Below are 14,193 nucleotides of genomic sequence, written 5' to 3' on the forward strand. Positions count from 1 at the left end.
GGTGCCCCCCCGGGCCGCCCCGCACCCGTCGCCCACCGGCGCAACGAGCGCCAACACCCCCCCCCCGCGCACACCAAAACCCCCAAGAACCGGCCGGTTTTCCGGGTCCGCTCGGTGTGTTTTGTGTCCGCTCGGTGGGAGGGTGGTGGGTCAGTCGCCGAGGCGGTCGATGAGTTCCCGCAGCGTGGCGGCGGCTCCGTTGGCGTGCAACGACTCCAGGGCCGCGACGTAGGGCGCCGTGAACGCCTCCTGCTGTGCGAGATCGCCGAAGAGGCTGCGGTCGCGGATGAACGCGAGCCGGTCCTCGCCCTGCCGGGCCGCCGCGGCCATCACCTGTTCCTTGCGGTGGTCGACGATGTCGATCGGCTCGCCGTGTTCGTCGACGCCCTCGGCATACCGCGCCCACGACGCCACCACCAGCGCGGCACGATCGACCGGTCGCCCGGCGGCGAGGTCGTCACGGATCACCGGCACCAGCCACTTCGGGATCCGGTCGCTGCTCTCGGCGCAGAGCCGGGCGAGGGTGTCGCGGATCTCCGGGTTGGCGAAGCGCGCCACGAGTTCGTGCTCGTATGCCGTCAGGTCCACGCCCGGCACTTCCGGCAGCGTCGGCTCACCCTCGTGTTTCATGTAACCCAGCAGGAACCGGGCGAACTCTTCGTCCTGGGCGACCTCGTGCGCGTAGCGGTAGCCGGACAAGTAGCCCAGGTAACACAGCGCCTGATGACTGGCGTTGAGCAACCGCAGCTTCATCAGCTCGTAGGGCATGACATCGGGCACGACCTGGACGCCGGCGTCCTCCCACGGTGGCCGACCGGTGGGGAACTCGTCCTCCAGGACCCATTGGGTGAATGGTTCGGTCACCACCGGCCAGGCATCGTCGATGCCGAATTCGTCGGCCAGCCGCTGGACGTCCTCCGGGGTCGTGACCGGCGTGATGCGATCGACCATGCAGTTGGGGAACGAGACGCTGGCGTCGATCCAGTCAGCCAGCTCGGGATCCTTCAGCCGGGCGAACGACGTGATCGTCCCTCGCGCCACATCACCGTTGCCGGGCAGGTTGTCGCACGTCATGACGGTGAACGGAGCGGTCCCGGCCGCCCGACGACGGCGCAACGCTTCGACGATGAAGCCGAACGCCGTGGTGGGCACGGCATTCTCCACCAGGTCCGGCTGGATCGACGGGTGTTTCGGATCGAACTCGCCGGTCACCTGATCGACCAGATAGCTGCCCTCGGTGATGGTGAGAGAGACGATCCGGGTGGCCGGGTCGCCCATCACCTCCAGCACCGCCTCCGGGTCGCTCGGCGCATGCAGCAGCCGCTGGATCGACCCGATCACCCGGGGTTCCAGGTGCCCGTCGGGATGTTTGACGACCAACGTGTAGAGGCCGTCCTGTGCGTTCAGCACCTCGACGATGCGGTCGTCTCGCGGCAGCACTCCGACTCCGGTGAACGCCCAGTCCTGCGCTTCACCGTCGGCGAGCAGCGCGTCGACATACATCGCCTGGTGCGCGCGGTGGAAGCCACCGACGCCGAGATGCACGATCCCCGTGGACAGCTTCGAGCGATCGTATGACGGCACGACCACTCGCGGATCCAGCGAATCAACAGTTGCGGCAGAGAGTTTCGTTGCCATCCCGATCACCGTACCGCGCCCATGGACAGCCCCTGGACCAGCTTGTCCTGCGCGGCGAACCCGGCGGCGAGCACCGGCAGCGACACCACGAAGGACGCCGCACACACCTGCGCGAGGAACAAGCCCTGGCTGGTCACGAAACCGGTCAGAAAGACCGGTGCGGTCTCCGCACGGGTGCCGGTGAGCACGCGAGCGAAGAGCAACTCGTTCCAGCTGAAGATGAAGCAGATCGACGCCGCCGACGCGATGCCCGGCATCACGACCGGCGCGATGATCTCACGCAGCGTCCGGATCAACCCCGCACCGTCGACCTGCGCCGCCTCGAGCATCTCGGCGGGGATCTCGGCGAGGAAGGATCGAAGCATCCACACCGCGATGGGCAGGTTCATCGAGGTGTAGAGGATGATCAGCAGCCAGATGTTGTCCAGGAAGTGCACCTTCTCGGCAAACAGATAGACCGGCAGCAACGCCGCGACGACCGGCATGAACTTGGTGGACAGGAAGAAGAACAGCACATCGCTCCAGCGCTTCACCGGCCGGATCGACAGGGCGTATGCCGCAGGCAGCGCAAGACACAGCACCAGGACGGTGCTGATCACACTGGCGGTCAGGGAATTGAGGATCGCCGGCCACGGATTGCTGCCGAAGAAGGACTTGTAACCCTGAACACTCAGAGCTGACAACACTTTCGGCGGGTTGCTCGCTGCGTCGGTCTCGGAGTGGAACGACGTCCAGATCATCCAGACCACGGGGAACACGAACAGGACCGAAATGATCCAGGCAGCGCCGGTCAGCAGGACCCCGGAGCGCTTCTTGCTGCCGGCGACGCGCAACTGCGGCCCGGCCGGAGCGGTTTTGACAGTGGTCATGATCGGGTCTCCTCACGGAAGAGGCTGAGCACGGTTCGCAGCGCGAAGGTCGCGATGATGATGGAGCCGATCACCACGATCACGCCGGCCGCCGACGCGGTGCCGTAATCGTGTGCGGAATAGAAGGTTTGGTAGATGTAGTAAGGCAGGTTGGCGGTGCCCAGGCCACCGGAGGTGATGGTGAAGACCGCGTCGAAGTTCTGCACGATGTAGATCGCACCGAGCAGGCCGGCCAGCTCGATGTACTGCCGCAGGTGGGGCAACGTCATGTTGGTGAAGATCTGCCACTCCGAGGCGCCGTCGATCTTCGCCGCCTCGACCACGTCCATCGGGCGGCTTTGCAGTCCCGCCAACAGGATCAGCATCATGAACGGCGTCCACTGCCATACCAATGACACGATGATCGCGATCAGCGGATGGTTGCTGATCCAGTCCGGCTGCGGTGCGCTGTCGCCGAGGATCCACTTGAGCACGCCGTTGAAGAGCCCGTACTGCGCGTTGTAGAGCGCGTGCTTCCACAGCAGCGCTGCCGCGACCGGGACGATGAGGAACGGCGTGATCATCAGCGTCCGGGCGATACTGCGCCCCCGGAACTTGCGGTCCAGCAGCAGCGCGACCGCGAGCCCGATGACCAGGCTGATCAGCACGACGCCGACCGTGAGCAGGACGGTGGCGATGATGGCCGAACGCGCGTCGACGTCCGTCAGCACCGCCTTGAAGTTGTCGACCCCGGCGAAGCCGCGATCATCGGGGTAGTACGCGTTCCAGTGCATGAACGAGATGACCAGCGTCGCCACGAACGGGATCTGCGTCACGATGATCATGAAGACCAGTGCGGGCAACAACGGTGCGCGCCGTGCCCACGCGCCGGACCTGGCCAGCGCACTGCTCGGCTGCTTGGCGCGCCCCTGGGTCGGGACGGGCACACTGCGTTCGGCGACGTTGCTCATTTGCCGGCCCTCCTGCGGTAGTCGGCCGCGACGTCCTCAGCCCGCTGTTGTCCCTTGGCGAGGGCACTTTCGACCGACATCTTCCCGGCGATGGCCGAGCTGATGTCCTGACTGATCTCGGTGCCCAGGTTGGTGAACTCGGGTATGTCGACGAACTGGATGCCGGGCACCGGTCGTGGCTGGACGCCGGGGTCGTTCGGGTCCGCCGACTTGATGGCGTTCAGCGTCGGCGTGGCGAACGCCTTGGCGACCTTGAGGTACTCGGGGTTGGCGTACAGCGAGGACCGGAAGCCGGACGGCACCTGGGACCAGCCGAAGGTGGTCGCCGCCTCCTGCGCGTATCCCTTGCCGCTGGCCCACGAGATGAACTTCCAGGCCGCGTCCTTCTTGGCACTGGACGATTCGATCGACCAGGCCCAGGAGTACAACCAGCCGGAGTTCTCGGTCTTGACGACCGGCGCCGGCGCGTAGCCGATCTTGCCCTTGACCGGACTGCCGTTCGCCTCCAGCGAACCGGCTGCCGAGGTGGCGTCGTACCACATGGCGACCGAACCCTGGGTCAGGTCGTTGAGGCACTCGGTGAAGCCGGCCTGGGCAGCACCGGGCTCTCCGTGTGTGCGGACGAGGTCGACATAGAACTTGGTCGCCTTCGTGAATGCAGGTGCATCGACCTTCGCCTGCCAGTCCTTGGTGAACCAGGTGCCGCCGAAGGTGTTCACGACGGTCGTCAGGGGTGCGAACAACTGCCCCCAGCCGGGCTGCCCGCGTAGACAGATTCCGCGCATCCCCTTCGGGTTGTCGATCTTCGCGGCGATCGCGGCGACCTGCTGCCAGGTGGGGTGCTCGGGCATCGTGATGCCCTTGGCGGCCAGCACGTCCTTGCGGTACATCAGGAACGACGACTCACCGTAGAACGGCTCGCCGTACACCTTCCCGTCGACGCTCAAGGCCGCTCGCATGGACGGCAGGATGTCCTGCTGGTCGAACCCGGGGTCCTTGGCCAGATGGGCGTTCATCGGCTCGACCCAGCCGCTCTTGGCATAGATCGGGATCTCGAAGTTGGACAATGTCGCCACGTCGTACTGACCGGCCTGCGAGGAGAACTCCTGGCTGGCCTTGTCACGCAGGTCGTCCTCCGGCAGCACGGTGTAGTTGACCCTGATGCCGGTCTTCGCGGTGAAGTACTTGTCGGTCAGCTTCTGCAGATCGATCATCTGCGGGTTGTTGACCATCAGCACGTTGATCGTGCGGCTGCCGCCGCCACCACCCCCGCCGCCCCATCCGGCGGCCGCGCCACAACCGGTCACCGTGGTCAGTGCCACGGCCCCGGCCGCGAGCGCGGCGATCCGTCTCCTGCGAGCAGTCATGCGTCCTCCTGGATTGCTCAAATGAGCGCGTCAGTGCGCAGATGAGTAGTAGTGTGACACACACCTCACGCCCGTGGGAGATTCGGCAGGACCCGATGCGAAAGACCGGACGATGACCGCCCAGCCACCCGACAGCTCCGCCACCGACCGCGAGCTGCTCGCCGCCGTCGCACGCCGTTTCTATGTGCAGGACGAATCCAAGGTCGACATCGGCAAGGAACTGGGCATGTCCCGATTCAAGGTCGCCAGATTGCTCGAGACAGCGCGCGCCCAGGGCGTCGTACGCATCGAGATCGTGGGTGAGCCGAGTGTCGACTACGCGCTCTCACAACGCCTTTCGCAGTCGCTGTCGATCGATGGCGTGCTGGTCGTGCGCAGTCACGACGGACAGTCCGAGGCCGAGACGCGCCGCGACCTCGGCACCGTCGCCGCGGCGGAGCTGACCCGGATCCTGACCGCGGACGACGTGCTCGGCCTGCCCTGGTCACGCAGCGTCGCCGCGACGGTCGGCGCGCTGCGCAGCCTGCCGGCGGTGCCGATCGTGCAGTTGTCCGGCGCCCTGGCCATCCCCGATCTGCACTCACCCGTCGACCTCGTGCGGTCCGCGGCCAACCTCAGCGGCGGCGCCGCGCACCACTTCTATGCACCCCTGGTCGCCGCCGATCCGGCCAGCGCCGAGATGCTGCGGCGGCAGCCCGGTGTCCACGAGGCCGCCTCGCACATCCCCGAGGTGACCGTCGCCGTCGTCGGCATCGGCGGGTGGGCGGCCGGCGAGTCCACCCTCTTCGACCTGGCGACACCGGCCGAACGCGGCGCGATGCGCAAGGCCGGGGCCGTCGGTGAGATCAGCGGCGTCTTCATCGACGTCGACGGCAACGCAGTGGACGGCGGTCTGGCCGATCGGATCATCACGCTGTCCGACGAGCAGCTGGTCGCCATACCGACGGTCATCGGCCTCGTGGCTGGCCCCGCCCGGGCACCGGTGGTGCGCGCCGCGATCCGGGGGCGCAAGGTCAACCGGCTCGTCGTGGACGCACCGCTTGCTCTGGAGCTGCTGCGGTAGGGCTATCGTTACGAAGCGTGGCACAACACTTTGACGTCGTCGTCCTCGGTGCAGGCCCCGGTGGGTATGTCGCTGCGATTCGCGCGAGCCAGCTCGGCCTCAAGACCGCCATCATCGAGAAGCAGTACTGGGGCGGTGTGTGCCTCAACGTGGGCTGCATCCCGTCCAAGGCGCTGCTGCGCAATGCGGAGATCGCGCACATCCTGACCAAGGAGGCCAAGACCTTCGGCATCTCCGGTGAGGTCTCGATGGACTTCGGCACCGCCTGGAAGCGCAGCCGCGGTGTCGCCGACGCCAGCGCCAAAGGCGTGCATTACCTGATGAAGAAGAACTCCATCACCGAACTTGAGGGCACGGGCACCTTCACCGACGCGCACACCATCCAGGTGGCGCTGACCTCCGGAGAGAGCGAGACGGCGACCGCGGACAACGTGATTATCGCCACCGGCGCGACCACCCGGTTGATCCCGGGCACCGAGCTGTCCGAGCGCGTGGTCACCTATGAGGAGCAGATCCTCACCGACAATCTGCCGAAGTCCATCATCATCGCCGGCTCCGGTGCGATCGGCGTCGAATTCGCCTACGTGCTGTCCAATTACGGCGTCGACGTGACGATCGTGGAGTTCCTCGACCGGATGGTGCCGACCGAGGACGCCGACGTGTCCAAGGAACTGCTGCGGCACTACAAGAAGCTCGGCGTCAAGGTCATGCTGTCGACCAAGGTCGAGAAGATCGAGGACACCGGCTCCGGCCCGGTCAAGGTCACCGTCTCCCCCGCCGCCGGCGGCGACTCCACCGTGCTCGAGGCGGACAAGGTGTTGCAGGCCATCGGTTTCGCGCCCCGGGTGGACGGCTACGGCCTGGACGCCACCGGTGTGCAGCTGACCGACCGCGGTGCCATCGCGGTCGACGAGCGTGGCCGCACCAACGTCGAGGGCGTCTATGCCATCGGCGACGTCACCGGCAAGCTGATGCTGGCGCACACCGCCGAGGCCATGGGCATCGTCGCGGCCGAGACCATCGGTGACGCCGAGACGGTGGAGATCGACTTCGACATGATCCCGCGAGCGACCTTCTGCCAGCCGCAGATCGCCTCGTTCGGCTACTCAGAGGCGCAGGCCAAGGACCGCGGCTACGACGTGAAGACCGCGTCCTTCCCCTTCTCCGCCAACGGCAAGGCCCGCGGTATGGCGGAGACGGCCGGCTTCGTCAAGATCGTCGCGGACGCCCAGCACCACGAGCTCCTCGGCGCGCACCTCATCGGTCCGGAGGTCACCGAACTGCTGCCGGCACTGACCCTGGCGCAGAAGTGGGACCTGACCGCGGACGAGATCGCCCGCAACGTCTTCGCCCACCCGACGCTGTCCGAGGCGATGAAGGAAGCCGTCGAAGGGATCGTCGGCCACATGATCAACCTCTGAGCTGATCGGGTCGCCCGTCCCGGCCCCGCACGCCCCTCCTCCTCGAGGGGTGCGGGGTAGGTCAGGACGTCGCTGCCGAGACGATCGAGAACGCGAGCCCGTCGATCCGGGCTCGCGTTTCGCCGTCCGTGGCGATCTGCTCCCCGACTCGGCGCGCCAGTGCCTGCAACTCCTGTTGGGTCAGGCCGGGCAGCACCGCCAGCACGATCCGCAGCTCACCGGGCGACGCACCGGCTTCGCAACGCGCCTCGGCGATGTCGGGCTCGTCGCGTACTGCCGCCGAAACACCCTGCCGCACATGGTCGTCCAGATGTGGCGGCCGCCACGGCATACGTTGCGCGAGGGCCCACACCATGCTCGGCCGCAGCACCAGCGACCGGGTGGCGACGTCGAGCACCATGACGTCGCAGCGTTCGGCCACCGCGGCCTGCGCGGCCAGGTCGGCGCGCACCGGTGAGGGCCGCGCCTCGGCATCCCACGCGGCCAGCGCGGCCAGGTCCGTGAAGACCGGCAGGGCACGCTCGCCGGACGGAGCGGTGAGGGTGACCACCGCCATGTCGGTGGCCCTCTCCACCGCGAGATCGCCGGAGTCGTCGACCTCGGTCGGTGCGGCGACGATCGGCACCAACAGCCGAGCCTCGGCCAACGCCGTCAGCAGTGCGGTCTCGTCCGCTGGGCCGGCCAACGCCGCCGCGAGACCGGCGTCGATCGAACCGTCGTCGCCCTCGAAGCCTGTGCCGGACAACGATCGCCCGGAGAAGGACTGACCGGCGGAGTCCGCGGGCTCGCCCGTCACGACCGCTCCTGCGGCCGGCCGGCGAGGTCGAGGGCGTCCGAGAGCTCGAAAGCGCCCCGGTAGAGCGCGGATCCGATGATGGCTCCCTCGACACCGGCAGGGACCAGCGCCCGCAGAGCGCGGATGTCGTCCAGGGTGGACACACCCCCGGAGGCCACGACGGGGCGGTCGGTGCGTGCGCAGATCTCCTGGAGGAGCGCGACATTGGGGCCCTGCAGCATGCCGTCCTTGGCGACGTCGGTGACGACGTAGCGGGCACAGCCCTCCCGGTCCAGACGGTCGAGGGTCTCCCACAGGTCACCGCCCTCCTTGGTCCAGCCGCGCGCCGCCAGCGTGGTGCCGCGCACGTCCAGGCCCACCGCGATCCGGTCACCGTGCTCGGCGATCGCCCGTGCCGTCCACTGCGGGTCCTCCAGCGCCGCTGTGCCGACGTTGACCCGTCGGCAGCCGGTGGCCAGCGCCGCTGTCAGCGACGCCTCGTCGCGTATGCCGCCCGACAGCTCGACCTGCAGGTCCAGCCGGCCGACGATACCGGCGAGCAACTCGGCGTTGTTACCACGGCCGAACGCTGCGTCCAGATCGACCAGGTGCAGCCATTCGGCGCCGGCGTCCTGCCAGGCGAGGGCGGCCGCCAACGGGTCACCGAACTGTCCCCCGGTGCCGGCGACTCCCTGCACCAGTTGCACGGCTTGGCCACCGGCCACGTCCACCGCGGGCAGCAGCTCGAGCCTGGGTGCGTCCTCAACCATCGAATTCTCCTGAAGTTGCTTGATTTCCGTGCTTGCAGCCCGCTTGGTCTCGATACGGGCTCGGCTGGCGCCTCGCCCTACTCGACCAGCGCGGGACGCCTCGCCCTACTCGACCAGCGCGGGACACCTCGGCCTACTCGACCAGCGCGGAGCGGCGAGGGCGTCACAGCGACCGCAACCAGTTCTCGACCAGCTGCGCGCCGGCGTCGCCGGACTTCTCCGGGTGGAACTGCGTGCCGGCGAGCGGACCGTCCTCGACGGCGGCGACGAACGTCGTGCCGTGCTCGGCGGTGGTGACAGTGGGTTCACCGCCGGAGCGGCCGCCGAGCAGTCGGCGGGCGGCATACGAGTGCACGAAGTAGAAGCGTTCGGCGCCCACACCCGCGAGCAGCCGGGATCCGGCGCCCGCAGTGACGTGCGACCAGCCCATGTGCGGCACCACCGGCGCGTCGAGGCGTTCGACGACCCCGGCGAAGTGTCCGAGGCCCGGTGGTGGCGGCTGGATGGACGTCGGCTCGGTCGAACCGTCGAAGAGCACCTGGAACCCGACGCAGACGCCCAGCACCGGCCGGCCCGATCGCAGCCGCTGCGCGATGAGTTCCGGTCCGCTGGCGGCGCGCAATGCCGTCATGCAGGCGTGGAAGGCGCCGACGCCGGGCACATACAGCCCGTCGGCGTCGAGCGCGGCCTGTCGGTCGGCGGTCAACGTGACGCGGGCGCCGACGCGTTGGAGCATGCGGACCACGGAGCGGACGTTGCCGCTGCCGTAGTCGAGCACCACCACGCTGGGGTTCATAGTTGCTCCAACTCCGTGCGAATCTCGTTGTCCTCCTTGGTGACCCGGGAGAAGCGTTCGACGGCCTTGGCCGCCGGCTCGACGAGTGCGGCGCCCTCGGCGTCCTTCACCTGACCGTCGAGCAGTCGTTCGCCGGGCAGCGCCAGCGCGCCCATGAGGTCGGCGAGCACGTCGTCGAGCAACGCGGTCCGGTCGGTGAGGATCTCCCGCACCGCACGGACGGATTCGGGGACGACACCGGCCGCCATCGCCATGTCGCCCGGGCGTGCCGCCGGCAGGCCGGGTAGGCCGGACACTCCGTCGCCGGGCTCCCATACCAGCCAGCGCGTCATCGCCCGCCACCCGCGCGGGTGGACCACGACGACACCGCGGTCGTCGAGCCGGAACAACCCGATCGCCGCACGCATCCGGGCCGGCACGCGGCGGGCCAGCAGCAACCGTGCGGCGTCGTCGTACGGACTGCCGACCTGCGAGGGACCGCCGGGCACCACCGCCGTCCACCCTGCCAACGGCACCACGTATGACGGCACGACACCTTGCCGCACCCACGCGGATGCGGTCCTGGCGTCACCGTGCAGCAGCAGCACGCCCGAACGCCGCGCCGAGGAGCCACGAGGCATGCGGTTTACAGCGCTCCCTTCGCGCTCGGGATGCCGACGACGCGGGGGTCCCGGGCGATCGCGGCACGCAGCGCACGGGCGACGGCCTTGAACTGCGCCTCGACGATGTGGTGCGGATCGCGGCCGGCGAGCACCCGCACGTGCAACGCGATCGCGGCGTGGTGCCCGAAGCTCTCCAGCACGTGCTGGGTCAGCGAGCCGGTGTAGGTGCCGCCGATGATCGCGTAGACCTGGCCCTCCGGTTCACCGGTGTGCACGACGTAGGGCCGGCCGGCGACGTCGACCACCGCGTGCACCAGCGCCTCGTCCAACGGCACCGTGGCGTCGCCGAACCGGGAGATGCCGCTCTTGTCACCCAGGGCCTGACGGACCGCCTGCCCGAGCACGATCGCGGTGTCCTCGACGGTGTGGTGCGCATCGACGTCGAGATCGCCGGTCGCCGTGACGCGCAGGTCGATCAGGCTGTGCTTGGCGAAGCTCTCGAGCATGTGGTCGTAGAAGCGCACGCCGGTCGAGACCTCGGCCGCGCCGGTGCCGTCGAGATCGACGGACAGGTCGATCCGGCTCTCCTTGGTCGCACGCTCGATGTGTGCAGTGCGGTGGTCGGTCATAGGTCTTCTCCTCGGGTCAGTGGTCTCGATACGCTCGCTCGTCCCTCACGAGCTACTCGACCGACGATGACAGTGGTCTCGATACGCTCGCTCGTCCCTCACGAGCTACTCGACCGACGATGACATGGGTCTCGAGCCGACCAGCGATCTGAGCGCACGCAGCACGGCGTCGTTCTCCTCGGGTGTGCCAGCAGTGATCCGCAGATGGTGCGGTATGGCGACGTCGCGCACCAGCACCCCACGGTCCAGCAGGGCCTGCCACGTCGCGGCCGCGTCCGCGAAACCGCCGACCAGCACGAAGTTGGCGTCGCTCGGCACCGGTCGCAGACCCAGCGCCGCGCACCCGGCGACCAGTTCGTCCCGCGTGGTCTTGATCTGCTCCACCATCGCCAGCATGGTGTCGGTGTGCTCCAGTGCGGCGCAGGCGACCGCCTGGGTGACCGAAGACAGGTGGTAGGGCAACCGCACCAGGCGCAACAGATCGGTGAATTCCTTTGCCGCCGCGAGGTATCCGAGCCTCGCCCCGGCGAAGGCGAACGCCTTGGACATCGTCCGGCTGACCACCAGCCGCTCACGACCGGGTAGCAGCGAGACTGCACTGCGGGTGCCGGTCCGGGAGAACTCGGTGTAGGCCTCGTCGACGACGACGATCGCGCGGTCGGTCGCGTCATACACGCGCTGCACGACGTCCAGGTCGAGTGCCGTGCCCGTCGGGTTGTTGGGCGAGCACAGGAAGATGATCTCGGGGTCGTGTCGCCGGGTCTGCTCCACCGCGAGGTCGCCGTCGAGGTCGAAGCGGGTCGCGTCAACGTCGCGCAGACCGTCGACCCACGTCGTGCCGTTGCGCCCGCTGATCAGCGGATGCATCGAGTAGGACGGCGTGAAGCCCAGTGCCGTGCGGCCCGCCCCGCCGAACGCCTGCACGATGTGCTGCAGCACCTCGTTGGAGCCGTTGGCCGCCCACACCTGTGCGGCGGTCACCTGCTCCCCCGTGGTCCGCTGCAGGTATGCCGCCAGCAGCTCTCGCAGCCGGGTGAATTCGCGGTCCGGGTAACGGTTGAGCGACCCGGCGACCTCGGCGACGTCCCGGGCGATGCGGTCGACCACCACCTGCGGGACGGGGTAGGACGACTCGTTGGTGTTCACCGCAACCGGGACGTCGAGCTGCGGGGCGCCGTACGGTGTCTGGCCGCGCAACTCGGGCCGGACCAGGTCCTGCAGGGTGCTCACGGGGCGGTTTCGGGAGCGCTGTCGGCGGCGAACCGCACGGTCACGGCGGCGCCGTGCGCCGGCAGGTCCTCCGCACCGGCCAGCGTCACGACGGTCTCGGCGATCTCCGCGAGCGCGTTGCGCGAGTAGTCGATCACGTGGATGCCGCGCAGGAAGGACTGCACCGACAGACCGCCGCTGTGGCAGGCGCACCCGCCGGTCGGCAGCACGTGATTGGAGCCCGCCGCGTAATCGCCGAGGCTCACCGGGGCGTAGTCGCCGACGAAGATGGCACCGGCATTGCGGATGCGCGCGGCGACCGCCGCCGCGTCGCGGGTCTGGATCTCCAGGTGCTCGGCGGCGTAGGCATCGACCACGCGGACACCTTCCTCGAGCCCGTCGACCAGGACGATGCCGGACTGCGGCCCGCCCAACGCGGCGCGCACGCGCGCGACATGCTTGGTGGCGGCGACCTGCTCCTGGAGTGCCTGCTCGACCTTGGTCGCGAGCACCTCGCTGTCGGTCACCAGGACCGACGCGGCCAGCTCATCGTGCTCGGCCTGGCTGATCAGGTCGGCCGCCACGAGTGCGGGGTCGGCCGTCTCGTCGGCCAGGATCGCGATCTCGGTGGGGCCGGCCTCGGCGTCGATGCCGATGGTGCCCATCAACAATCGCTTGGCCGCCGCGACGTAGACGTTGCCCGGACCGGTCACCAGGTTGACCGGCTCGCACACCGTGGCGCCGTCATCGTCCAGCGCGCCGTAGGCGAACATCGCCACTGCCTGGGCGCCGCCGACGGCATACACCTCGTCGACGCCGAGCAACGCGCAGGCCGCCAGGATCGTGGGGTCGGGGAAACCGACGAAGTCGCCGGTGTTGGACCGCTGCGGCGGGCTCGCCACCGCGAGGGAGCCGACGCCGGCGATCTGCGCCGGCACGACGTTCATCACCACACTGCTGGGGTAGACGGCCTGTCCACCCGGGACGTAGAGCCCGACGCGTTCGACCGGCACGTGCCGCTCGGTGACGGTGCCGCCCGGCACCACCTCGGTCGTGACGTCGGTGCGGCGCTGTGCCCCGTGGACGATCCTGGCGCGCCGGATCGACTCCTCGAGCGCGTCGCGCAGCGCCGGGTCGAGTCGCTCGAGCGCCGTCTCGAGCACCGCGGTGGGCACCCGCAGAGTGGGTGGCCGCACTCCGTCGAACTTCTCGTCCAGGTCGAGCAGGGCCGCGACGCCGCCGGCATGAACCTGCTCGCAGATGGGGCGCACGATGTCCAGCGCGGCCTCCACGTCGAGTTCGGCTCGGGGCAGCGTGTTGCGCAGGGCGCGGGCATCCAGATCGCGAAGCGCCGCACCACGCAGGTCAAGGCGGTTGATCACAGCCAGATTCTAGGCCACCCCACGAAGTTCGCCTCCCCCGCTACGCTCCTCCGGCGATACTTCGCGGGGACCCCGACCGATGGGCTGCGGACGTCCGGCTCCCTTGCCGTCCGATTCCCGGACCACCGTCGATACTGGGCGTCATGACCTTGGTCCAGATGCACGGGTTGCACGACGACATCGTGGTGCTGATCTTCGTGGTCGTTGGAGCGTTCCTGGCGGCGGGCATCGTGCGGTGGGGCCGACTGGACACCGGCCTGGGTCAACTGACCGCGGGTTTCCGGGCGTGCGTCCAGCTGGCGGCGGTGGGACTGATCATCGGTTTCGTCCTGCGGTCGTGGTGGTTGTCCCTGTTGTTCTGTGCGGTGATGCTGGCGGTGGCGGCATACACCAGCGCTCACCGCATCCTGGGCCGGGCGACGTGGTGGACGCTGGTGCCGATCTGCGGCGGCGCGCTGCCGGGGGTGCTCGGCATCCTGTCCACCGGCCTGGTGCCGTTGCGGCCGATCGCGGTGATCCCGGTGCTCGGCATCGTCGGCGGCAACTCGATGACGGCGACGTCGTTGTCCGGCAAGCGGATCCACGAGGCGTTGCGGACCCGCTACGGCGAGTTCGAGGCCGGTTTGAGCATCGGGCTCACCTCCTCGGAGGCGGCGGACGTGGGCGCGCGCGGCGACCCGGCCCAGGCGCGGGTCCCCGGCCGGGGCCCGACCCGGCCCGGC

General features: G+C 68.8%; 14 protein-coding genes. 3 read left to right on the top strand and 11 right to left on the bottom strand.

Annotated elements, in window-relative coordinates:
- Positions 1–150: 150 nt before the first annotated feature.
- From ACTHL4_RS06080 to ACTHL4_RS06095, 4 genes are read right to left on the bottom strand one after another with little or no spacing between them, the layout of a single operon-like run.
- The gene (locus ACTHL4_RS06080; RefSeq protein WP_440281849.1) at positions 151–1,638 is read right to left on the bottom strand and encodes a mannitol dehydrogenase family protein; all 1,488 of its coding nucleotides are present in this window, start codon (positions 1,636–1,638) and stop codon (positions 151–153) included.
- 5 nt (positions 1,639–1,643) lie between these two features.
- Positions 1,644–2,507, bottom strand: a complete 864-nt coding sequence (locus ACTHL4_RS06085) for a carbohydrate ABC transporter permease (RefSeq protein ID WP_440281850.1) — start codon at positions 2,505–2,507, stop codon at positions 1,644–1,646.
- Positions 2,504–3,457, bottom strand: coding sequence for a carbohydrate ABC transporter permease (locus ACTHL4_RS06090; protein ID WP_440281851.1), 954 nt, complete (start codon positions 3,455–3,457; stop codon positions 2,504–2,506). The genes ACTHL4_RS06085 and ACTHL4_RS06090 overlap by 4 nt, the downstream gene beginning before the upstream one ends.
- Positions 3,454–4,824: an ABC transporter substrate-binding protein gene (locus tag ACTHL4_RS06095; protein ID WP_440281852.1), complete on the bottom strand. Its 1,371-nt coding sequence runs from the start codon at positions 4,822–4,824 to the stop codon at positions 3,454–3,456. Before ACTHL4_RS06095 ends, ACTHL4_RS06090 begins: the two co-directional genes overlap by 4 nt.
- 112 nt (positions 4,825–4,936) lie before the next feature.
- Here ACTHL4_RS06095 and ACTHL4_RS06100 point away from each other — a divergent pair, with 112 nt between their 5' ends.
- Together ACTHL4_RS06100 and lpdA are read left to right on the top strand one after the other, a co-directional pair.
- Positions 4,937–5,887 (top strand): sugar-binding transcriptional regulator, encoded by a 951-nt coding sequence (locus tag ACTHL4_RS06100; protein WP_440281853.1) that lies wholly within the window; start codon positions 4,937–4,939, stop codon positions 5,885–5,887.
- 17 nt (positions 5,888–5,904) lie between these two features.
- A complete protein-coding gene (gene lpdA, locus ACTHL4_RS06105; RefSeq protein ID WP_440281854.1) occupies positions 5,905–7,308 on the top strand; it encodes a dihydrolipoyl dehydrogenase in 1,404 nt (467 codons plus the stop codon).
- Positions 7,309–7,369: 61 nt separating this feature from the next.
- Here the strand turns inward: lpdA and ACTHL4_RS06110 are convergent, their stop codons facing one another.
- From ACTHL4_RS06110 to hisD, 7 genes are all read right to left on the bottom strand, one after another.
- Positions 7,370–8,104, bottom strand: coding sequence for an SseB family protein (locus tag ACTHL4_RS06110; protein WP_440281855.1), 735 nt, complete (start codon positions 8,102–8,104; stop codon positions 7,370–7,372).
- The gene (gene priA, locus ACTHL4_RS06115; protein WP_440281856.1) at positions 8,101–8,853 is read right to left on the bottom strand and encodes a bifunctional 1-(5-phosphoribosyl)-5-((5-phosphoribosylamino)methylideneamino)imidazole-4-carboxamide isomerase/phosphoribosylanthranilate isomerase PriA; all 753 of its coding nucleotides are present in this window, start codon (positions 8,851–8,853) and stop codon (positions 8,101–8,103) included. Before priA ends, ACTHL4_RS06110 begins: the two co-directional genes overlap by 4 nt.
- 163 nt (positions 8,854–9,016) lie before the next feature.
- Entirely contained in the window at positions 9,017–9,649 is a 633-nt protein-coding gene (hisH, locus tag ACTHL4_RS06120; protein WP_440281857.1) for an imidazole glycerol phosphate synthase subunit HisH, read from the bottom strand.
- A complete protein-coding gene (locus ACTHL4_RS06125; RefSeq protein ID WP_440281858.1) occupies positions 9,646–10,269 on the bottom strand; it encodes a hypothetical protein in 624 nt (207 codons plus the stop codon). The genes hisH and ACTHL4_RS06125 overlap by 4 nt, the downstream gene beginning before the upstream one ends.
- 5 nt (positions 10,270–10,274) lie before the next feature.
- The gene (hisB, locus tag ACTHL4_RS06130; RefSeq protein ID WP_440281859.1) at positions 10,275–10,880 is read right to left on the bottom strand and encodes an imidazoleglycerol-phosphate dehydratase HisB; all 606 of its coding nucleotides are present in this window, start codon (positions 10,878–10,880) and stop codon (positions 10,275–10,277) included.
- 105 nt (positions 10,881–10,985) lie between these two features.
- Positions 10,986–12,110 carry a histidinol-phosphate transaminase gene (locus ACTHL4_RS06135; protein WP_440281860.1) on the bottom strand — a complete coding sequence of 375 codons (1,125 nt, stop codon included), beginning with the start codon at positions 12,108–12,110 and terminating at the stop codon, positions 10,986–10,988.
- Positions 12,107–13,471, bottom strand: coding sequence for a histidinol dehydrogenase (gene hisD, locus ACTHL4_RS06140; RefSeq protein WP_440281861.1), 1,365 nt, complete (start codon positions 13,469–13,471; stop codon positions 12,107–12,109). The genes ACTHL4_RS06135 and hisD overlap by 4 nt, the downstream gene beginning before the upstream one ends.
- Positions 13,472–13,614: 143 nt before the next feature.
- Between hisD and ACTHL4_RS06145 the strand changes: the two genes are divergently transcribed.
- A partial coding sequence (locus ACTHL4_RS06145) for an ABC transporter permease (RefSeq protein WP_440281862.1) occupies positions 13,615–14,193 on the top strand: 579 nt, incomplete at its 3' end.

The sequence above is a fragment of the Flexivirga sp. genome (assembly GCF_051955415.1).
In the GTDB taxonomy this organism is placed as follows: domain Bacteria; phylum Actinomycetota; class Actinomycetes; order Actinomycetales; family Dermatophilaceae; genus Flexivirga.